Annotated in this window: 19 protein-coding genes and 1 riboswitch; of the genes, 10 read left to right on the top strand and 9 right to left on the bottom strand. The window is 42.7% G+C overall.

Going from position 1 to position 20451, the window contains the following annotated elements; genetic code table 11:
- Nucleotides 1-33: 33 nt before the first annotated feature.
- A complete protein-coding gene (torR, locus tag R7Z47_RS10065) occupies nucleotides 34-744 on the bottom strand; it encodes a two-component system response regulator TorR (RefSeq protein ID WP_005378370.1) in 711 nt (236 codons plus the stop codon).
- A 266-nt stretch (nucleotides 745-1010) separates the two neighbouring features.
- Between torR and torD the strand changes: the two genes are divergently transcribed.
- The 5 genes from torD (at nucleotide 1011) to R7Z47_RS10090 (ending at nucleotide 5357) form a co-directional block, all read left to right on the top strand.
- The gene (torD, locus tag R7Z47_RS10070; RefSeq protein ID WP_017820035.1) at nucleotides 1011-1658 is read left to right on the top strand and encodes a molecular chaperone TorD; all 648 of its coding nucleotides are present in this window, start codon (nucleotides 1011-1013) and stop codon (nucleotides 1656-1658) included.
- A 468-nt stretch (nucleotides 1659-2126) separates the two neighbouring features.
- Complete coding sequence (purR, locus tag R7Z47_RS10075; protein WP_318130035.1) at nucleotides 2127-3131, top strand: HTH-type transcriptional repressor PurR; 1005 nt, start codon at nucleotides 2127-2129, stop codon at nucleotides 3129-3131.
- A gap of 287 nt (nucleotides 3132-3418) precedes the next feature.
- Nucleotides 3419-3508: riboswitch (cyclic di-GMP riboswitch) on the top strand.
- Nucleotides 3509-3624: 116 nt separating this feature from the next.
- Complete coding sequence (locus R7Z47_RS10080; RefSeq protein ID WP_005378367.1) at nucleotides 3625-4215, top strand: TfoX/Sxy family DNA transformation protein; 591 nt, start codon at nucleotides 3625-3627, stop codon at nucleotides 4213-4215.
- 114 nt (nucleotides 4216-4329) lie between these two features.
- Complete coding sequence (locus R7Z47_RS10085) at nucleotides 4330-5016, top strand: TVP38/TMEM64 family protein (protein ID WP_005378366.1); 687 nt, start codon at nucleotides 4330-4332, stop codon at nucleotides 5014-5016.
- Nucleotides 5017-5036: 20 nt separating this feature from the next.
- Nucleotides 5037-5357 carry a DUF2007 domain-containing protein gene (locus R7Z47_RS10090; protein WP_213969473.1) on the top strand — a complete coding sequence of 107 codons (321 nt, stop codon included), beginning with the start codon at nucleotides 5037-5039 and terminating at the stop codon, nucleotides 5355-5357.
- Nucleotides 5358-5388: 31 nt separating this feature from the next.
- On the opposite strand, the gene R7Z47_RS10095 is transcribed toward R7Z47_RS10090, so the two are convergent.
- From R7Z47_RS10095 to topA, 4 genes are all read right to left on the bottom strand, one after another.
- Nucleotides 5389-6192, bottom strand: a complete 804-nt coding sequence (locus tag R7Z47_RS10095; protein ID WP_262607019.1) for an alpha/beta fold hydrolase — start codon at nucleotides 6190-6192, stop codon at nucleotides 5389-5391.
- Between the two features lie 109 nt (nucleotides 6193-6301).
- Nucleotides 6302-7759: a glycogen synthase GlgA gene (glgA, locus tag R7Z47_RS10100; protein WP_318130038.1), complete on the bottom strand. Its 1458-nt coding sequence runs from the start codon at nucleotides 7757-7759 to the stop codon at nucleotides 6302-6304.
- Nucleotides 7749-8966 carry a glucose-1-phosphate adenylyltransferase gene (glgC, locus tag R7Z47_RS10105; protein WP_017634726.1) on the bottom strand — a complete coding sequence of 406 codons (1218 nt, stop codon included), beginning with the start codon at nucleotides 8964-8966 and terminating at the stop codon, nucleotides 7749-7751. The genes glgA and glgC overlap by 11 nt, the downstream gene beginning before the upstream one ends.
- A gap of 595 nt (nucleotides 8967-9561) precedes the next feature.
- Nucleotides 9562-12192, bottom strand: a complete 2631-nt coding sequence (gene topA, locus R7Z47_RS10110) for a type I DNA topoisomerase (RefSeq protein WP_005378351.1) — start codon at nucleotides 12190-12192, stop codon at nucleotides 9562-9564.
- A 434-nt stretch (nucleotides 12193-12626) separates the two neighbouring features.
- Between topA and R7Z47_RS10115 the strand changes: the two genes are divergently transcribed.
- On the top strand, nucleotides 12627-12875 hold the full coding sequence (locus R7Z47_RS10115) for a YciN family protein (protein ID WP_005387884.1): 249 nt from the start codon (nucleotides 12627-12629) through the stop codon (nucleotides 12873-12875).
- Nucleotides 12876-12938: 63 nt separating this feature from the next.
- Here the strand turns inward: R7Z47_RS10115 and aroA are convergent, their stop codons facing one another.
- Both aroA and R7Z47_RS10125 read right to left on the bottom strand, forming a co-directional pair.
- A complete protein-coding gene (aroA, locus tag R7Z47_RS10120; RefSeq protein WP_005387883.1) occupies nucleotides 12939-14219 on the bottom strand; it encodes a 3-phosphoshikimate 1-carboxyvinyltransferase in 1281 nt (426 codons plus the stop codon).
- A 290-nt stretch (nucleotides 14220-14509) separates the two neighbouring features.
- The gene (locus R7Z47_RS10125) at nucleotides 14510-14986 is read right to left on the bottom strand and encodes a glycine zipper 2TM domain-containing protein (protein WP_005378348.1); all 477 of its coding nucleotides are present in this window, start codon (nucleotides 14984-14986) and stop codon (nucleotides 14510-14512) included.
- A 39-nt stretch (nucleotides 14987-15025) separates the two neighbouring features.
- Between R7Z47_RS10125 and aat the strand changes: the two genes are divergently transcribed.
- The 3 genes from aat to infA all read left to right on the top strand — a co-directional run bounded on the left by aat (nucleotide 15026) and on the right by infA (nucleotide 16731).
- Nucleotides 15026-15733: a leucyl/phenylalanyl-tRNA--protein transferase gene (gene aat / locus R7Z47_RS10130; protein ID WP_182038218.1), complete on the top strand. Its 708-nt coding sequence runs from the start codon at nucleotides 15026-15028 to the stop codon at nucleotides 15731-15733.
- Nucleotides 15730-16431, top strand: coding sequence for an arginyltransferase (locus R7Z47_RS10135; RefSeq protein WP_005378346.1), 702 nt, complete (start codon nucleotides 15730-15732; stop codon nucleotides 16429-16431). Before aat ends, R7Z47_RS10135 begins: the two co-directional genes overlap by 4 nt.
- A gap of 81 nt (nucleotides 16432-16512) precedes the next feature.
- Nucleotides 16513-16731: a translation initiation factor IF-1 gene (gene infA, locus R7Z47_RS10140; RefSeq protein ID WP_001040192.1), complete on the top strand. Its 219-nt coding sequence runs from the start codon at nucleotides 16513-16515 to the stop codon at nucleotides 16729-16731.
- Nucleotides 16732-16864: 133 nt separating this feature from the next.
- Here the strand turns inward: infA and clpA are convergent, their stop codons facing one another.
- Together clpA and clpS are read right to left on the bottom strand one after the other, a co-directional pair.
- Nucleotides 16865-19132, bottom strand: coding sequence for an ATP-dependent Clp protease ATP-binding subunit ClpA (clpA, locus tag R7Z47_RS10145; protein WP_005387879.1), 2268 nt, complete (start codon nucleotides 19130-19132; stop codon nucleotides 16865-16867).
- Between the two features lie 50 nt (nucleotides 19133-19182).
- On the bottom strand, nucleotides 19183-19503 hold the full coding sequence (gene clpS / locus R7Z47_RS10150; RefSeq protein WP_005378419.1) for an ATP-dependent Clp protease adapter ClpS: 321 nt from the start codon (nucleotides 19501-19503) through the stop codon (nucleotides 19183-19185).
- Between the two features lie 704 nt (nucleotides 19504-20207).
- On the opposite strand from clpS, the gene cspD reads away from it, so the two are divergent.
- Nucleotides 20208-20426, top strand: a complete 219-nt coding sequence (cspD, locus tag R7Z47_RS10155) for a cold shock domain-containing protein CspD (RefSeq protein ID WP_005378407.1) — start codon at nucleotides 20208-20210, stop codon at nucleotides 20424-20426.
- Nucleotides 20427-20451: the final 25 nt, after the last annotated feature.

The raw sequence follows: 20451 nt of genomic DNA on the forward strand, positions 1-20451 counted from the left end.
TCCTTTTCTTTTTACGATTGAGTTATGTTCAAACTAGTCACCAGCAAACATATAGCCTTCGCCGTGCACCGTTACAAAAATCTGTGGGTTCTTAGGATCGAACTCCATTTTTGCGCGCATACGTCGAATAAGAACATCAATGGTGCGGTCATTCGGCGCATCCACTCGATGGCTGATCATGTTCAAAATACGCTCACGACTTAACACCTGGTTAGGGTAAGACGATAATGCCACCAAAAGTTCATACTCTGCTTTAGTTAGTTTTACTGGCTCACCGTTGCGGCTAAGTGCGCGACGTTGAATGTCGAATGTCCACTCCCCAAAGCGCACAATGTGCTCTTCACTGGTTTCATTCGCTTTCGAGCTGCCACTGCGCGCTGCTGAAATACGCCACAGCAAGTTTTTAACGCGAACTAACAGCTCTCTCAGTTCAAAAGGTTTTGTCACATAATCGTCAGCACCCATTTCTAGGCCTACGATTTTATCAATGCTATCCGTGCGTCCTGTTACTAATATGATACCAATATCCGATTGGCTACGTAACTCACGAGTAAGCATCAGGCCGTCTTCACCAGGCAGGTTAATATCCAGCATGATCAGGTCTACATCGCCCGCTTGCAAAACTTCACGCATTTCTGCGCCACTCTCTGCTTCGCTGACTTGGTAGCCCTCATTTTGGAAATATCCCGCAAGCTTACTACGAGTTACAACATCATCTTCTACGACTAATACGTGATAGCTCATTTACACCACTTTTCTGTCTTCTTATTATCCAAGACGTATTCTATTCATAACTAGTAACATTTCTAGTCATAGATACATTAAAACGCAAGATTTAGCGTTTTTATTGATTCAAAACAAGCTTGCCCATTGCTATTAATAAACGGTCATTTTTGACCATAAAACATAACAATTATAGTTACTGCTATTCATTTTAATTGATTACACTTAGGGGATATCCCTAATTGACTTTGTGATGCATGACTTGAAGCATCATTCAGGAGCCCAAAATGCAAGAAGTGAAAGCTTTTAATGAAAAACGCGCTGAAATTTACTGGTGGTTTTCGAGCTTGTTCGCAAAAGAACTAACAGAGAAAGAATTGGAAGCCTATCACAGTGTTGAAATTCGCAGTTTTCTCGCAGGTTTAGGTGAAAATGAGTCGCTAAAACCAGCCGTTGATAGCCTAGTTGATGCGCTGAATCGGTTACAAGATCGTGAAGATGCACAACTAGAGCTTGCAGCTGACTTTTGTGAACTGTTTTTGAAGACAGAAAAATACGGCGCTCTTCCTTACGCATCCATGTACATTGGTGAATCAGGTTTACTGAATGACAAGCCAGCTGAGGAAATGGAAAAGTTGATGGCTGAATTTGGCGTTCAAGTAGACGAAAACCTAAAGGAACCTGCGGATCACTTAGCCGTTGAGCTCGACTTTCTCGGGAACATGATTATCCGCTCAAACGAGCTTGAACAAGAAAAACACATGGAAGAAGCCTTCGTTAAACAAAACGACTTTATCCAGCAACAATTGATGTCTTGGTTACCTCAGTTTTCAGACAAATGTAAACAATTCGACGAATTTGGATTTTACTCGAGTGTCGCGAAACTATTAGTTGCATTTTGTAAACTAGACAGCGCCTACCTTCTTGGTGAATAATTGCCGCCTATTTTTAGGGAGCCTGCCTATCGGGCTTCCTGTATGCCTGAAAGTGACCAATTGTAAGTAACTTGGGTATAATATTCGTTTGCCTTAACTTAGCGCAAAGACGCTTGGTTATTTAGCAGTCAAAATGTGACTTCAAATACACAAATCTCTTGCTGAAAACATTGCTAGTCAGTCCACATAGGGCTAAAATGTGAGCGCAAACGATTAAATATGATTTATATGTAAACCGCTGAAATATAGCGGTTTTTGTGTTTTCTTAACAGGTTGATGGCAATTTCTCATCAGATAGAAAAAAGATAAAATTCATCGACCGATGCTGCTACGCACCCTTTTGTCGCACTTGGATCAACCGCTGCCGAGACACTTAGCGCCAATTTTATATTGCTAGGTGTGAAACCATTAGAGCATCAGGTACATCCAATACGACATATTTCAGTAGCTCGATACAGGACACCATTTATGGCCACGATAAAAGACGTTGCTCGCTTAGCCGGCGTTTCCACTACGACAGTTTCGCACGTTATCAATAAAACGCGTTTCGTTGCAGAAGCAACGCAAGAAAAAGTAATGAAAGCCGTTGACGAGCTGAATTACGCGCCAAGTGCCGTTGCACGCAGCCTAAAATGCAACTCAACTCGTACGATTGGCATGTTAGTAACTCAATCAACTAACCTATTTTTCTCAGAAGTGATTGATGGCGTTGAGAGCTACTGTTACCGCCAAGGCTATACTCTGATTTTATGTAACACAGGCGGGATTTACGAAAAACAACGCGATTACATTCGTATGCTGGCTGAAAAGCGCGTTGATGGCATCCTAGTGATGTGTTCTGACTTAACCGAAGAACTAAAAGAGATGCTTGACCGTCATGCGGACATTCCTAAAGTGGTCATGGATTGGGGCCCAGAGAGCTCACAAGCAGACAAGATCATGGATAACTCAGAAGAAGGTGGCTACATTGCAACCAAACATCTGATTGACAATGGTCATACGGATATCGCTTGTCTAAGCGGTCATTTTGAAAAGCTTGCTTGCCAAGAGCGCATTGCAGGTTTCCGTCGCGCAATGAGTGAAGCGAACCTAGCTGTAAATGAAGACTGGATCCTTGAAGGTAACTTTGAATGTGATACGGCCGTATTAGTTGCAGATAAAATTACCTCAATGGACAAGCGCCCGACGGCGGTATTCTGTTTTAACGACACAATGGCTCTAGGCCTAATGAGCCGCTTGCAACAAAACGGGATCAAAATTCCTGAAGATATTTCAGTGATCGGCTACGACAACATCGAGCTTGCGGAATACTTCTCTCCACCGCTAACGACTATCCACCAACCTAAACGTCGTGTTGGTAAAAATGCATTCGAAATTCTACTTGAGCGTATCAAAGATAAAGAACATGAAAAACGAATTTTCGAAATGCAACCTGAGCTTGTAATTCGAAATACTGTGAAAAAAATGAACTAAATTTCACTGTATTTAACCGTGTTAAATAAGCGCTCTACAGGGGCGCTTATTTTTTTGGGAAAATTAAGCATTCTCTAATACTTCACACCGCTCTAATAACAATTGACTAACGTTAACTCCCTGTTTTATATAAATGTAATATATATTAAGAACTCCTTTTCAAAGGCCAATTTGCACCTTTCCATATGCAAAATAGAGCATTCAATCTATCATTTTTATTGAACCGAAATCACACTTTTAACGCTAAACCGTGATGTTAATTCAATATAAGAAGTATGCTCATTGTGTCACGCACAGGGCAAACCATTCGAAAGAGTGGGACGCAAAGCCTCCGGCCTGAACCATATTACGATATGGAAGGTAGCGGGGTTACCGATGGCAAGTGTGTAAGCAATGACTTTACTCTGTAATGACATTGTTTTTACGCATGTTTGCTACTCTCTCGGACCTGACTTTTGGTGGCGTAATATTAATTACACCGAGATAACAAAACATGGATAAACCGATACTCAAAGACTCTATGAAGCTATTTGAGGCACTTGGTAATATCAAGTCGCGCTCAATGTTTGGTGGCTTCGGACTATTCGCTGATGAAACAATGTTTGCACTAGTGGTAAACAATCAGCTTCATATCAGAGCAGACCAAAAAACTTCATCTGACTTCGAGAAACAAGGGCTAAAGCCTTACGTTTATAAAAAACGTGGCTTCCCAGTCGTTACAAAGTACTACGCTATTTCCAGCGATTTATGGGAATCAAGCGAACGCTTAATCGAAGTAGCGAATCAATCATTGAAAAAGGCAAAGCTTGAGAAAGAACAGCAAGCAAGTACAAAGCCTAACCGTTTGAAAGATTTGCCTAACTTACGACTGGCTACCGAGCGCATGCTAAAAAAAGCCGGCATCGAATCCGTAGAGAAGCTTGAAGAGGAAGGTGCGCTTAACGCCTATAAAGCGATAAGAGATACGCACTCTGCAACCGTCAACATTGAGTTGCTATGGGCACTAGAAGGTGCTATCAACGGCACTCATTGGAGTGTGGTACCTCAAGCTCGCCGAGATGAGTTGATGAACGGCCTCCAATAAAAGTCGGCCTAAAAACTATCTTGTAAAACCGCAGTCTAATCTGCGGTTTTTTTGTGAAATTTTTTCGGTTTTCCTACTGTCTTATTACATATATCCCAAATTGGAATCAAAATTATGAATAAGAAACTGATTTTAGGTCTCATCCTACTAGCGGCTATCGTCTTTTTAGGTATTAACTTTGGCCAGTATTTAACCTTAGAGAATGCAAAAGCCCAACAAGAAGCACTAACTACATACATCGATCAGAATTTTGTATTCTCGGCTGCGATTTACTTTTTTACCTACATTGCAATTACCGCTTTTTCTATCCCAGGAGCGGCAGTAGTCACCTTACTTGGTGCAGCCTTATTTGGTTTTTGGACAAGCTTGCTACTGGTTTCTTTCGCTAGCACTATGGGGGCAACACTGGCCTTCTTGAGCAGCCGATACTTATTGCGTGACTGGGTACAAAACAAATTCGGAAATAAACTCAACGCAATTAATCAAGGTGTCGAAAAAGACGGAGCTTTTTATCTATTTTCCTTGCGTCTAATCCCTGTATTCCCTTTCTTTCTAATCAACTTACTGATGGGCTTAACGCCGATGTCTGTAGGTAGATTTTATCTCACTAGCCAAATAGGTATGCTGCCAGGCACAGCCGTATATCTGAATGCAGGTACTCAATTAGCAACAATTGAAAGCCTATCGGGCATTGTTTCACCCGCAGTATTAGCGTCTTTTGCGCTATTGGGACTATTTCCAATCATCACTAAATGGGTTATGAATAAAGTAAGGCCGACACCAAGTCAGCAAAACTCGTAATTGGTGAAGTGGGTATTTTGATGAAAATATTTATCGCTAAAAACCCAACAGAAGCACACATTGTATGTGAGCTGCTTAAAGTGGAACAAATTTACTGTGAAGTTCGTGGAGAAGGTATTTTCGGCTTAAAAGGAGAACTGCCGTTTGGTGATGATACCGATCCTTATGTGTGGCTTTTTGACACTGCACAAAAGATGAAAGCTGAAGAAATAGTAAAAGCATATCGAAAACAATCCGATAGGCATGAGTATCAAGATTGGCAATGCCCAAAATGTCATGAAATAAACGAAGGGCAATTTGGTGCATGTTGGCAATGTGGATATCAACTAGGAGAGCTATAGCGGCTCTCCTATTCAGTGGATGCACTCAGTTTTAAGCACATACAGCTTGCTGTTTAATAAACTCGATGGAGTGTTGATTGAAGTCTTCTGGACGCTCTACATTGCATACATGACCACAATTCGGGATTTCTCGTAGAGTGCTGAGCTTATGTGCTGCAACCATTTCTTTGACAGGTTTAATAAACATGTAATCCCTGTCGCCCATTAAGTAGAGAGTCGGAATGGGTAACTCTCGATCTTTAAAATATTTCATTAACGGATTTACATCAGCAGCAAGAATAAACCAACGTTTAAATTCTTTTTGGCAAAGCTTCTTGGCTTCGCGAATAAAAAGGTGGCGAGATTCTCGTTGGCTTCTTTGAGGCATAACAATATAAGCGAACAGTTTGTAGAGCCACATGTACGGTAGGATATGCTTACAAAAATTACCTAATTTCACCAATATCTGAGAACGAGTGTTAAGCCTTGTGACAGCACCGCCGAGCACCATCGAACGTACGCGCTCTGATGACAATTCAGCAAGGTTTCGAACAATAATAGTACCAAGCGACATACCGACAAAATGAGCGGATTGGATCTTTAAATGGTCCAATACTTTCAAAATATCTTGGGTAACTTCCGTAAAGGTATAACGGCTAGCAATGAGCTCTTTAAGTAACTGATTTGACTTTCCATGACCTCTTAAATCGATCAGCAATAAGTTAAAGTGTTGCTTGTAAGCTTTAATTTGCTTGAACCAGATAGAAGAGCTACCACCAGCACCGTGCACAAATACAACCCACTCATTACTAGTAGGGTGCAAATAGGTTTTATGAAAAAGTAGCGGCTGGGTCATATTGAGTATCAAAAAGATCGTGCTATTGAGTAAAAAGCCATCCTACCACACTCCCCTTACTCAAGATAATAAAGGCACCTCATTCGGTGCCTTTCGTTACAATTTTAAGTCAAACTAACGCTGAGTGGTAAAGCTGCAAATAAGATTCTGCGGCCTTTTGCCAACAAAAGTCTTGTTGCATCGCGTGCAACTGTACTTTATTCACTTCAGGCTCGTTTTGAGCGTAGAGCAACAGTGCCCTTAGCATCGTTAACAACAATGCCTGCGGTGTCGGTTCGAAAAAAACAAACCCCGTTGCTTCAGATGGGTTTACATCATAATCGCTAACGCTGTCCTTTAAGCCACCAACACCGCGTACTATCGGTAATGTCCCATAAGCCATACTATAGATTTGGTTTAAGCCACATGGTTCAAACTCAGAAGGCATCAAGAAGAAATCAGAACCCGCTTCAACGATATGCGCAAGTTCATTGTCATACGCTTCTACAAAGGCAAATTTGCTAGAAAACTGCGCGGCAACCTCTCGTAACTGAGCGGCAAGAACAGGGTCTCCGGTCCCAACGACAACTAGCTGAACATCGTGCTTTAAAAAATCGGCCAAAGCAGGCAACAAGTAATGAACGCCTTTCTGCTGGGTCAACCGACAAACCATACCGAACATAGCTACATTTTTTTCGGGCAAATTTAGTCGCTGTTGTAATGCTTTTTTACAAGCTTTCTTCCCTTGCGACATACTTTGCTGGTCGGCGCAGTAATTAACCGGCAAGTAGGTATCAGTTTCCGGATTCCAAGCACTGTAATCACAACCGTTCAAGATGCCGACTAAGTCCTGCGCGCGTTGCTGAAACTCCCAAGCCATGCCGTGACTGCCAAGCTCTGTTTTTAGTTCCTCTGCGTACGTAGGGCTAACCGCGTTTATCTTATCTGCATTCATTACACCAGCTTTAAGCAGCGTAATATGCGTTGCACTCACCGCAGCATCGGGAACGTTTCTACAATGAAACTCTGGCAAACACTGCACGTCTTCATAACTAAATACGCCTTTAAAGACCGCATTGTGAATTGAAATGACGCTTTTAGTATGAGCAAAAAACGGATCATTGCCATACCTGTGCTTGAGCAAAAATGGAACAAGACCTGTGTGCCAATCGTTCGCGTGTATGATATTAGGTTGAAAGGCGAGCTTGGGTAACATATCGAGACATGCTGCACTAAAAAACGCAAAGCGCTCGCCGTTATCAGTATACGCTTGGTTGTTCTCCGCATACATTGATGGTCGATTGAAATACGGCGGACAATCAATCAGGTAAACAGGATTTTGACCTAACATGAGCCGCAAAACTCGATACTCCGTATGCGGCCATGATGTTAATTCTGTTTCTAATACAACTTCTGCGTCTGCGAGTTTATCAATACTACTGTACGCAGGGATGGTAATTCTTACGTCTTGCTGTAGGTTTTGAAGGGCTTCCGGTAGTGCCTTGGCAACATCTGCCAAGCCACCACTTTTAATGAGGCCTTCAACCTCAGAAGCTACAAACAGAATAGATAAGTTGTTAGTAGCCAACTCGAGCTCCTTTCGGAATAACAACAATGCCCTCCTCAGACACGTGGAAGTGTTTTTTATCTTCTTGAAGATTCACACCAATCTGAGTACCAGGAGCAATATCGGCATCCTTGTCGACAATCACACGACGTAAAACACAGCCTTCGCCAATTTTTACGTCACCAAGAAGTATACATTCGCTGATATCGCAAGCAGAAGCAATATTACTGCGAAAACCAAGCACCGACTTTTCGATTCTTGAGCCTCTAACATAGCTGCCATTACACACTAAACTATCGATTATCTGCACACGACCATTATCAGAGTCGGTAAATGTCGCAGGTGGCAATGGTGGGTAGTAGGTGTGCAATGGCCATTTACGGTTGTACAGCGAAAATGGTGCATCTTTTTCTAGCAGATCCATATGCGCTTGCCAGTACGCATCAATAGTTCCGACATCACGCCAGTACACCTCTTCTTTTTCGCCACTGATTTTGTTGGTACTGAAGTCATACACGAACACATCACCTCTAGGGAACATCTTTGGAATGATGTCCTTTCCAAAATCATGTGATGAAGCTTCATTATCCGCATCTTCGACCAACTCTGAGAACAGTACCTGAGCTTCAAAAACATAGTTACCCATTGAAACTAAAGCGTAATCTGGGTCCCCAGGAATCGACTTCGGATTTGCTGGTTTTTCTTCAAAGCCAATCATACGACCTTCACTATCCACTTCGATAACCCCAAATTGCGACGCCTCTTTTAGTGGCATGCGCAATGCAGATACCGTCAGAGAAGCCTGCTTTTCTGAGTGGAAGTTCAGCATTTGTTTGATATCCATCTTATAGATATGGTCAGAGCCAAAAATACAAACTTGCTCTGGTTCCTCTAACTCCATAAAACGCAGGTTTTGATAGATCGCGTCCGCCGTCCCTTCGTACCAACGTTTACCAGTACGCATTTGAGCGGGAATAGGATCGATAAAGCGGTCTGTAATGCCGTTGATGTTCCACCCCTTTTTTAAGTGATGGAATAAAGATTGAGATTTAAATTGGGTTAGGACGTAAATGCGCATCAGATCCGCATTAACAAAATTGTTTAGAGCAAAATCGATCAATCGATAACTACCACCAAACGGTACCGAAGGTTTACTGCGAGATTCCGTTAAAGGTCTCAAACGAGAGCCTTCACCGCCAGCAAGAATCATTCCCAAAACACCAGCCATTTGTTGTTCTCCATATCGTTATAGCTTGGATTTGGTACTCGCTTGAATGAGTCATACTCGGGGAGTCAAGCGAATACATTTAGCAACCGTCTCTGAGTTTCTGTGAACTCTTACAACACGGATAAAAAAGCTACGGCACTTCCAGTATGCAACGTCCACTCTTTCCTTATTTTTTGACGCAAAAAATGCACACAGTTGCACTAATTTTTGTAATAAATTATCTAAGCGGGTTCTAAATTACAATTTTTAATACGCCATTCTGTGTACCATACAGCTCTTGCGTACTCAAGACGATATCTAGATCACACATGGAAAAGCAAACGATTACATTGTGAAAACAATTTACGAACGGATTCACTACACCGCCGATTTTTTAGCCCAATGTATAACAAATATGTGAATGCAAAATGAAAGTTACAACGAATATTTTTTACATAAAAAATACATCAGCGACTACGAAATATTGATACTGGGATCTTCTCGCGTCAGCAAAACTCAGTCAAAGCAGCAAAGATCTATACGAACAACACAGTGGCCTTTACGCAAAAAAGGCAGCGATATCGCTGCCTTTTTACATTACTTAGATCGTACGTTTTTATGCTTTCGCTTTTTTACGCTTATCAGTGACTTCCCACTTACCGTCAACAAAGAGCGCTGTCCAACCAGATGGTTTGCCATTCTCTTCCGAACGAACGTAGTTCTCTTTTGTTTTGCGACTAAAGCGTACAACTGCAGGACGACCATCAGGATCTTCTTGCGGTGCGGTCGCTAGGTATTTGAACTTCTCAGGTAAACGCTCTTCAAAACGTGCCAGTTCAGCAACCAAAGGAGCACGTGTCTCGCGCGATTTCGGGAAGTTGCTTGCCGCCATAAATAGACCTGAAGCACCATCACGAAGTACGAAATACGCATCTGAGTTTTCACATGGCAACTCGGGGAAATGAACAGGATCTTCTTTCGGGGGCGCGACTTCGCCATTCTTCAAGATCTTTCGAGTGTTCTTGCACGTTTCGCTCGTACAATCCATGTATTTACCAAAGCGACCGTTCTTAAGCACCATATCAGAGCCACATTTGTCACATTCAACAACTGGACCATCGTAGCCTTTTACTTTGAACTCGCCGTATTCAACAAGGTAGCCTTCACAGTTCGGGTTATTACCACAAACATGCATCTTACGCTTGTCATCAATCAGGTATGCGTCCATCGCTGTTTCACAGATCGGACAACGCTTTTTAGCACGAAGAGCTGCGGTTTCAACGTCTTCTTCTAGAACGTTAATAATACCTTCTTCGTCACCCAAGTTGATGGTTGTCTTACAACGCTCTTTTGGTGGTAACGCGTAACCTGAACAGCCTAAGAACACACCTGTCGAAGCAGTACGGATGCCCATTGGACGGCTACACGTCGGACACTCGATATCCGTCATGACGATGTGGTTTAACTTCATACCGCCTTCTGACTCATCCAGCTCCGCTTTTTCAAGATCGCCAGTAAAATCAGCAAAGAAGTTGTCTAACACAGCTTTCCAGTTCACTTCACCTTCAGCGATTTGGTCCAATTTCTGTTCCATACGCGCAGTAAAGTCGTAGTTCATCAAATCGTTAAAGCTGTCATCAAGGCGGTCAGTAACAATTTCACCCATTTTTTCAGCGTAGAAACGGCGCTGATCAACTTTCACGTAGCCACGATCTTGAATCGTAGAAATGATCGATGCGTAAGTCGACGGACGACCAATGCCTCGTTTCTCCAGCTCTTTAACCAGTGCTGCTTCAGTGTAGCGCGCAGGTGGCTTTGTAAAGTGCTGTTTAGGGTCAAGTGACTCTAAGCTTAGCTTATCGCCAAGTTGTACCGCTGGAAGGATTGTATCCTCGTTTTTGCCCATTGGACGCTGTACACGAGTCCAGCCGTCAAATTTAAGGATACGGCCTTTCGCTTTAAGCGTGTATTCTGCCGCTTTTACGCTAATGGTTGTTGAATCGTATTCTGCTGGCGTCATTTGACACGCTACAAACTGATTCCAAATCAAAGCATAAAGTTTGTGCGCATCAGCATCGACACCTTGCAGGTCTTCCGCCTTAACACCCACATTTGAAGGGCGGATCGCTTCGTGCGCTTCCTGTGCTCCTTCTTTGCTACCGTACGTCAATGGTTTCGCTGGTAGGTACTTATCACCAAACTCAGAACCAATAAAGTCACGTACAGCGTCCACAGCCTCGGCACTTAGGTTAGTCGAGTCAGTACGCATATAAGTGATGTAACCGGCCTCATAGAGGCGCTGAGCTAGCATCATGGTCTTTTTCACGCCGTAGCCCAGACGTGTACTTGCTGCCTGTTGAAGCGTAGAGGTGATGTAAGGTGCTGAGGGCTTGCTCTTTGTAGGGCGGTCTTCACGCTTACATACTTCGTAACTTGCATTCTCAAGTACAGACATCGCTGCTTTGGTTTCTGCCTCATTAACTGGCTTAAACGCAGAACCGTCTTTCTGAGCAACAAGCAGTTTAAAGTCCGCTTTGTCTTTCGTTTTCGTATTCGCATGAATGTCCCAGAATTCTTCTGGTACAAACGCGTTAATCTCACGCTCGCGCTCAACTAACAGTTTCACCGCAACAGACTGCACGCGACCAGCAGATAAACCACGAGCCACTTTTTTCCAAAGTAAAGGTGAAACCATAAAACCAACGACACGGTCCATGAAGCGACGTGCTTGTTGGGCATTTACACCATCCATGTTCAGCTCGCCAGGTGTCTGGAAAGCTTGTTGGATCGCGTTTTTCGTAATTTCGTTAAAAACTACACGTTTGTATCGCTCTTCATCGCCACCGATGATCTCACGAAGGTGCCATGCGATTGCTTCTCCTTCGCGGTCCAAATCGGTTGCGAGATAAACGCAATCTGCGTCTTTGGCGAGTTTTTGTAGTTCGTTGACAACTTTTTCTTTGCCTGGAAGGATTTGGTAATTCGCTTCCCAGTCATGATATGGGTTAATCCCCATCTTTTTGATCAACGCTTTGCGGTCTTTCTCTTTTTTAACGCGCGCTTTCTCTTCCGGACTCATCCCTTTAGTTGAGATGGCTGCGGCTTTTTTCTCACCAGTGCTTTGACCGGCCGTAGGCAGATCACGCACATGACCAACACTAGACTTAACAATAAAGTCTTTACCAAGGTACTTATTTATCGTCTTTGCCTTGGCTGGTGACTCCACTATAACGAGTGATTTACCCATAACTGACTCTAACGTCCTTCATAATAATGCGGGTAGAAACCTTGTTTAAAGGCCACCCGCATAATGTTCTATTTCATTGCTTCTTTTTTTACTATTGTGCGAGATGAAAAGAAGATCAACTGCTTTTTTGAAATTCAGATCCGATTGGTTGACAATTCATCGTCTTTATACTTCAAAGAGACAGGGTTCTGAAAGGTATTGAGCGGCATATCTAAACAGGCAAACTTAGCATCCGCTAATCCAATGCAATAAATTTTGTTACCCATCACAAAATAGTTTGGTTCAATGCTCTGCCATCTTCCTCCGCATCATGCTTATACTCTAAAAATTGATCTGTTTAGTCTTACTGAACGATTGACTGAATTAATCATGCAAACCCATTTTAGTTGTAGGTATACTCAGCGTTCTTAACTGAATAGGATGGTAGAAAGAATATGTCTGATAGAACGTTTATCGAAGAGTTCGACCTTCTTTTGATCGCTAACCAAATCATCCAAGAGCACGATGATTACATCGAGGGGATGCGAGCAACAAGCGTAGAAGAAAAAGAAGGTGTTTTAGTTTTTAAAGGTGAATACTTCCTTGATGACAAAGGTTTACCAACTTCAAATACGACTGCAGTATTCAATATGTTCAAATACTTAGCGCATCACCTTTCTAAGGAATTTACGCTGGTTAAATAGTATTGGGAAACAAAAAAGCCAGAGTGTTATTCACTCTGGCTTTCCTGTTTTAGGTCAGAATATTTAGCAACTTAAAGCCTTAAGTTTGTCGAAGTAGTCAGGGAACGTTTTCGACGTACACTTTGGATCGTTAATCGTCACAGGCGTATCACTAAGTGCCACCAGCGAAAAACACATCGCCATTCGATGATCATCGTAAGTATCAATCGCAGCATGCTTTAACTGAGAGACAGGTTTGACGATGATGTAGTCTTCCCCTTCTTCCACTTCCGCACCAACTTTACGTAACTCAGTCGCCATAGCTGACAAACGGTCTGTTTCTTTTACACGCCAGTTATAAACGTTACGAATAGCGGTAGTGCCTTCGGCAAATAACGCTGTTGTCGCGATGGTCATTGCAGCATCAGGGATATGGTTGTAATCCATATCAATGCCTTTTAATTGACCAACACGTGAAATTACGTAGTCATCACCCCATTCAATTTCTGCACCCATTTTTTCAAGCGCATCAGCAAATTGAATATCACCTTGAATGCTGTTTTTACCGATACCCGTGACTTTAACTTCTCCGCCTTTGATGGCTGCCGCCGCCAAGAAGTAAGAAGCAGAAGACGCGTCACCTTCAACCAAGAAATCACCTGGAGCGATGTATTGCTGACCGGCTGGGATCACAAACTCTTGATAGTCGTTGTTGATCACATCGACTCCAAACTGCTTCATGATATGCAGGGTGATATCGATATAAGGCTTAGAAACCAAATCGCCTTCGATGTTGATGCGAATTTCACCTTCAGCCAATGGCGCAGACATTAAGAAAGCGGTCAAGAACTGACTTGAAATGGACCCATCGATAGAAACTGTACCTGCTTTTAGGCCAGTACCAATTATTTTGAGAGGCGGAAAGTTCTCGTTTTCCATGTACTCAACGTTCGCACCAGCATCTTTCAGTGCCGTGACAAGGTGACCAATTGGACGCTCTTTCATACGAGGTTCGCCCGTCAGTACATACTCCCCTTCTCCAAGACAAAGAGCCGCAGCTAATGGTCGCATCGCAGTGCCAGCATTGCCGAGAAATAATTCTACTGGTTCTGAGACAGAAAACGGACGCCCAAGGCCTTCAACGAGACATTCTGTTTTATCTTCGGAAAGTTGGTATTGAACGCCTAGTTTAGTCAGCGCATTCAGCATATGACGAATATCATCACTGTCGAGGAGATTAGTAAGGCGAGTTCTGCCTTTAGCAAGAGCAGCAAGTAAAAGAGCTCGATTAGAAACGCTTTTAGAACCAGGAAGGTTCACTTCCCCTTGAATTTTATTGATAGGTTGTAACGTTAGGCTTTCCATTAAAAGTTGATAATCCTTTGTGCCCTCAACATACGATTTTTTATGAGGGCTAAACAATTCTTCGTGAATTCAGACTACCCAAAAAAACACGACAAAACCAGAGTAAATCGGCGCTAATTTATGAATATCCTCAAGCAGCCTAAAGATACAGAATTAAAGGCATTGCCAGCGATGTAAATAAGAGCGAAAGAAGTACGGCGAAACAGCAAACTATTTCGACTTTATTTGACGATAAGCCAGCCCGACTGTACATGCCTGATTAAGCTTCGTTAGGCTAAAACAACCTAGGGTTAATAAGTGATATCAACCCTGACTCCATCATCAAAATATAAGATACGAACTTCATCCCCTCGACTAAATAACATATTTTTATCAACATCTTGGATGACATTAATTAGCTTATCGCCCTTCACTTTGATGAGTAGCTCAACTAACTTATATTCAACCGTGTATTGGTAATTACTTTGGTTTTGAGCAACTGCGGCACCTGCAAGCGCACCCACTGCCGTCGCGACTTCTCTTCCCGTACCGCCACCAAATTGATTACCGACTAAACCACCGATAGTGGCACCAAGTAGTGTCTTCCAACCGTTACTTTTCGATTGAACAACCTCTTGTTGAGTAATATAACGGACAGAGTCAATCTTCCCGTAAACTACTTCATTAACTGGCTTGGCAACATTTCTTTCATAGGCTGCGTTGGCGACAAGTGGTAAAAACAGTATGATCCCAAGCCATACTTTTACGATATTTCTTAACCAGGTCATCATAAACTCCTCTGACTCCAATGTTGGTAACGACTTCTTATGGCTATTTATTTAACTGAACTCGATGAAACGTTCAACTTTCCCTCACCCTATAAAGCACTCAGCGACCCCAATGGTTTGCTGGCTTTTGGTGGTGACTTAAACCCCATGAGAATCCTCAATGGTTACTATCAAGGCATTTTCCCTTGGTATGGTCCTGGTGAACCTATTTTATGGTGGAGCCCTTCTCCGCGCGCTGTGTTTGACCCATTGCAGTTTAAGCCATCTAAAAGTCTCAAAAAATTTCAGCGTAAACATAACTATAAAGTAACACTCAATTTCGCGACAGAAGAAGTGATTAGACTATGTTCTTCAACACGCCCTGTAGAGGAAACATGGCTCAACGAGGAAATGCAAGCTTCCTACATTGAGTTAGCCAAACTTGGTCACTGTCACTCTGTAGAAGTATGGCATGACAACAACCTGATTGGCGGACTATATGGCATCTGCGTGGGCCAACTTTTTTGCGGAGAGTCGATGTTTAGTCTAAAAGATAACGCATCCAAAATTGCATTGTGGTACTTATGCAACCATTTGGCGTCAAAGCAAGGTCAATTAATCGATTGCCAAGTTATGAATTCTCACTTGGCATCACTTGGCGCATTTGAACTTGAGCGTGACGAATTTATGCAAAAACTACTATCTTTAAGAGAAAAGCAAACACTATTTGATGCCTATCAGCCCCAAGTTTTGCAGGATTCAGTATGAGTACGGATATACAACATATTCGAATAGGGTTGACGAATAATCACCCTTGTAGTTATTTGCCTGAACGGCAAGAGCGGGTTGCGGTGGCGCTTGATGAAAGGCTGCATACTGAAGAAAATTACCAGTTGCTCATGGCTAACGGTTTTCGTCGTAGCGGAGATACCATATATAAACCGCATTGCGAGCATTGCACCGCTTGCCAGCCAATTCGAGTCTCGATTCCAGACGTTAGACTATCAAAAAGTCAGAAGAGGCTGCTTAATAAAGCACAGTCTTTACGCTGGGAAATGAAACCTGAAATGGATGAGGAATGGTTTGAGCTTTACAGTCGGTACATCTGCAAACGGCATAAAAACGGCACTATGTACCCACCAAAGCGTGATGAGTTTGCTCGATTTGCTCAAACCAGCTGGCTGACAACGTCGTTTTTACACATTTACGATGAATCAGATCAATTGCTCGCCATTGCAGTGACAGATTTGATGCCACAATGCTCGAGTGCTTTTTATACTTTCTTTGACCCTGACTACGAGTTATCTCTTGGCACGTTAGCAGTGCTTTATCAAATTAAATACTGCCAAGAAAACAAACAACAGTGGCTATATTTGGGATATCAGATTGATGAGTGCCCAGCAATGAGCTACAAAACACGCTTTCAACGCCACCAAAGGCTAGTAAATCAGCGTTGGCGAGGGTAGAATACGCCTCAACTTTACATAATTACTATTTAGCGGCAGAATATAGCCCGCTAATATTGCCTAATTTCTAAAGAGGATTAAATGGCTAAAGAAGACGTAATCGAGATGCAAGGCACAGTCCTTGACACTCTACCAAACACTATGTTCCGTGTTGAACTTGAAAACGGTCACGTTGTGACTGCTCACATCTCTGGCAAGATGCGTAAGAACTACATCCGTATCCTAACGGGTGACAAAGTAACTGTAGAGATGACTCCATACGACCTGTCAAAAGGCCGCATCGTCTTCCGCGCTCGTTAATCTCTGATTTTCGGATGCAATAAAAAACGGAGCAAGCTGCTCCGTTTTTTATTGCACAATTTTTTCCGATTTAGTTCAGATAAAAAAGCGCACGATCTTCTCGTGCGCTTTTGCGTTTGTTACCGAATAACGATTAATGCATCGCTGTCTCTTTCTCACTTAAGTATTCAAACTCAAGCGTATCGTTGACCAGCGTTACTTTCACTGTACCGCCGTCAACTAAAGATCCAAACAACAGTTCGTTAGCCAAAGGCTTCTTAAGCTGTTCTTGGATAACACGCCCCATTGGGCGAGCCCCCATAGCTTTGTCATAACCTTTATGTGCTAACCAATGGCGAGCGTCTTGCGATACTTCCATTGAAACGCCTCTCGCATCAAGTTGCACTTGCAGTTCAACAATGAACTTATCAACCACTTGATGGATAACGCTTTCATCAAGGCTGTTAAACCAGATGATGTTATCAAGACGGTTACGGAACTCAGGAGTAAACACCTTCTTAATTTCCGCCATTGCATCGTGACTGTTGTCTTGTTGAATCAAACCAATTGATTTCTTCTCGGTTTCCGCCACACCTGCGTTAGTTGTCATAACAAGAATGACATTACGGAAGTCTGCTTTGCGACCATTGTTGTCCGTTAGCGTACCGTTATCCATGACTTGCAACAGCAGGTTAAAGATATCAGGGTGCGCTTTTTCAATCTCATCAAGTAATACGACTGAATGTGGGTGCTTAATAACAGCATCAGTTAGCAAACCACCTTGGTCATAACCGACATAACCAGGAGGCGCACCAATTAAGCGACTTACGGAGTGACGCTCACCATACTCAGACATATCAAAACGAAGTAGCTCGATACCTAGAAGCTTAGATAACTGCACTGTCACCTCTGTTTTACCAACCCCTGTTGGGCCTGCAAACAAAAATGAACCAACAGGTTTGTTGTCTACACCTAAACCTGCACGTGTCAGCTTGATCGCCTCGGATAATGCATCAATCGCATTATCTTGACCAAATACCAACATCTTCATTTTGCTATCTAAGTTTTTCAAAATGTCTTTATCTGAAGAAGAAACCGACTTCTCTGGAATTCGCGCCATTTTGGCAACCATTGATTCGATATCAGCCACTCCGACCGTTTTTTTACGACGGCTTGCAGGAGCAAGACGACTACGAGCACCAGCTTCATCAATGACATCAATGGCCTTATCTGGTAGATGGCGTTCATTAATGTATTTAGCCGACAGTTCTACCGCGGCACGCAGTGCTTTATTGGTATAACGTACTTCATGGTGAGCTTCGTACTTCGGCTTCAAGCCCATCAAGATTTTAGTTGTGTCATCTAATGAAGGTTCTACAACGTCTATCTTTTGGAAACGGCGAGACAACGCACGCTCTTTCTCGAAAATGTTGCTGTATTCTTGGTATGTCGTCGAACCAATACAACGCAACTTACCACTACTTAAAAGAGGCTTAATAAGATTTGCTGCATCGACTTGACCACCAGATGCCGCGCCTGCACCGATGATGGTATGTATTTCATCGATGAACAAAATGGCATCTTCTTCTTTTTCAAGTTGTTTCAAAATCGCCTTGAAGCGCTTTTCAAAATCACCGCGATATTTGGTACCAGCGAGCAAAGAGCCAATATCTAGTGAATAAATCACGCTGTTTTGAATAACCTCAGGGACCTGCCCTTCGACAATTCTCCATGCAAGACCTTCCGCAATGGCTGTTTTACCAACCCCTGCCTCACCCACTAGTAGTGGATTATTCTTGCGGCGTCGACAAAGTACCTGAATAGTGCGCTCTAACTCTTTATCACGTCCAATGAGTGGGTCGATGTTTCCATCTTTAGCGACTTGATTAAGATTCGTCGCAAAGCTTTCTAGGCGTTCTTCAGAATTAGGCTCTTCAACACTTTCTGAGCTAAACGAGTCTGATGATGAATCCTCACCTGCACCTGATGCTTTAGTAATACCGTGGGAGATGAAGTTAACAATATCTAATCGGGAGATGTCATTTTTCTTCAGAAGGTAAGCGGCATGCGACTCTTGCTCACTGAAGATAGCAACAAGCACGTTGGCGCCTGTTACTTCATTACGACCAGACGACTGTACATGAAAGACGGCGCGTTGTAGTACACGTTGAAAACTCAAAGTCGGCTGCGTTTCACGCGTCTCATCACTATCTGGGATAAGAGGCGTAGTTTGATCGATGAAAATATCGAGTTCGTTGCGTAAAGCGTCGAGATCCGCCTTACAAGCTAGAAGGGCTTCCTTAGCTGCATCATTTTCCAACAATGCAAGTAGGAGGTGTTCGACAGTCATAAACTCGTGGCGTTTGTCGCGCGCCCGAGCAAATGCACCGTTAAGGCTTGACTCTAGTTCTTTATTTAGCATAAGTACCTCCCGAAAAAACAACTGGGGTTGTTCGAGCAAGTCTTCTTTGTTTACGCTTGCTCCATAGTGCAAAGTAGCGGATGTTCATTTTCCCTTGCGTACATCGTAACTTGCGCTACTTTTGTTTCGGCAATTTCTGCGCTGTATGTGCCGCAGATTGCCTTTCCTTCATAGTGGACCTGAAGCATGATTTGAGTTGCTTTATCAATATCATGTGAGAAAAATCGCTCAAGCACCTCTATGACGAAATCCATAGGTGTATAGTCATCATTATTGAGTACGACATTGTACAGCTTAGGTGGCTGGACTTTCGTACTTTCTCGCTCCAGAAGATCAGAGTCCGGAGTGACCCATTCAAAATTTTTACTCATGGCAATCTAAAGATATCGTATCAAAGGGTTGATGTTTTCGACCTATAAAAACAATCTACCACAAGCATGCAGCGCGGTGTAGTGAGTTATGGCACCGAATTCGATCTTTGATCGATAAAAGTTGCTACCTAATATAGAGACTAATGCACGTCTTGATACGGCGCAAATAAAAGATGCTTGTCGATAAGTTACACATTTTTTCTTATAAAAGAACTTTCTATTTATTGCTCTCGGACTATTGCAAACCACCCCATCATCTTCTATCTGGATCACACTTCCTCATTGAGAATACGGTAATTATCACGAAAACTTCATTTTTTATTCAGTCAGAGGATTCTTCTCCCATAAGCAACACGGACAGTATGGCTTTTTCAGTATGAGCCACTTCATAGGCAAATTGACTAAACTTCTGCGTATATACGAAAAACTGTTTGCAAATTTGTTAATCTCAAAAGTGATTTGTTTTCAATTATGTTTCTGTTTGTTGCTCACTGCTATTGACTGTCGAAATTCATTGACTACAGTGGAAAGTGTCGATGCATAAATCATCATTTTGAAACCTCTCTTCTTTAAGTGGTTTGATGAATGTGACTTATCATTGATTTGACGTTTGTTGGCATTCGCTGACAATGGTAGTACCAAGTTAAAGGTATAACTTGGTTGCAGTAACAACATCAGTAAAAAATGCATGAGGGATGTAAAGCATGGCTACAGGTACAGTAAAGTGGTTTAACAATGCCAAAGGATTTGGGTTTATTTGTTCAGATGAAGAAGAGGGAGATATCTTTGCCCACTACTCAACTATCCAGATGGACGGTTATCGTACACTGAAAGCAGGCCAACAAGTCTCTTACGAGATTGAAAAAGGTCCCAAAGGCTGTCACGCGAGTAGCGTCGTGCCTCTTGAAGGCCAAGCCAAATAATTAGAGCGCTGTCGAAATATAAAAA

It is taken from the genome of Vibrio sp. 1641 (assembly GCF_033339995.1).
Classification (GTDB): domain Bacteria; phylum Pseudomonadota; class Gammaproteobacteria; order Enterobacterales; family Vibrionaceae; genus Vibrio; species Vibrio alginolyticus.

Excerpts from the sequence above, each read along its gene's own strand:
- clpA (WP_005387879.1), bottom strand. The coding sequence starts at position 19,132 with ATGCTAAATAAAGAACTAGAGTCAAGCCTTAACGGTGCATTTGCTCGG.
- R7Z47_RS10125 (WP_005378348.1), bottom strand. The coding sequence starts at position 14,986 with ATGACCTGGTTAAGAAATATCGTAAAAGTATGGCTTGGGATCATACTG.
- infA (WP_001040192.1), top strand. The coding sequence starts at position 16,513 with ATGGCTAAAGAAGACGTAATCGAGATGCAAGGCACAGTCCTTGACACT.
- purR (WP_318130035.1), top strand. The coding sequence starts at position 2,127 with ATGGCCACGATAAAAGACGTTGCTCGCTTAGCCGGCGTTTCCACTACG.
- R7Z47_RS10095 (WP_262607019.1), bottom strand. The coding sequence starts at position 6,192 with ATGACCCAGCCGCTACTTTTTCATAAAACCTATTTGCACCCTACTAGT.
- R7Z47_RS10135 (WP_005378346.1), top strand. The coding sequence starts at position 15,730 with ATGAGTACGGATATACAACATATTCGAATAGGGTTGACGAATAATCAC.
- glgC (WP_017634726.1), bottom strand. The coding sequence starts at position 8,966 with ATGGCTGGTGTTTTGGGAATGATTCTTGCTGGCGGTGAAGGCTCTCGT.
- torD (WP_017820035.1), top strand. The coding sequence starts at position 1,011 with ATGCAAGAAGTGAAAGCTTTTAATGAAAAACGCGCTGAAATTTACTGG.
- R7Z47_RS10085 (WP_005378366.1), top strand. The coding sequence starts at position 4,330 with ATGAATAAGAAACTGATTTTAGGTCTCATCCTACTAGCGGCTATCGTC.
- clpS (WP_005378419.1), bottom strand. The coding sequence starts at position 19,503 with ATGAGTAAAAATTTTGAATGGGTCACTCCGGACTCTGATCTTCTGGAG.
- R7Z47_RS10115 (WP_005387884.1), top strand. The coding sequence starts at position 12,627 with ATGTCTGATAGAACGTTTATCGAAGAGTTCGACCTTCTTTTGATCGCT.
- topA (WP_005378351.1), bottom strand. The coding sequence starts at position 12,192 with ATGGGTAAATCACTCGTTATAGTGGAGTCACCAGCCAAGGCAAAGACG.
- R7Z47_RS10090 (WP_213969473.1), top strand. The coding sequence starts at position 5,037 with ATGAAAATATTTATCGCTAAAAACCCAACAGAAGCACACATTGTATGT.
- aat (WP_182038218.1), top strand. The coding sequence starts at position 15,026 with ATGGCTATTTATTTAACTGAACTCGATGAAACGTTCAACTTTCCCTCA.
- cspD (WP_005378407.1), top strand. The coding sequence starts at position 20,208 with ATGGCTACAGGTACAGTAAAGTGGTTTAACAATGCCAAAGGATTTGGG.
- torR (WP_005378370.1), bottom strand. The coding sequence starts at position 744 with ATGAGCTATCACGTATTAGTCGTAGAAGATGATGTTGTAACTCGTAGT.
- R7Z47_RS10080 (WP_005378367.1), top strand. The coding sequence starts at position 3,625 with ATGGATAAACCGATACTCAAAGACTCTATGAAGCTATTTGAGGCACTT.
- aroA (WP_005387883.1), bottom strand. The coding sequence starts at position 14,219 with ATGGAAAGCCTAACGTTACAACCTATCAATAAAATTCAAGGGGAAGTG.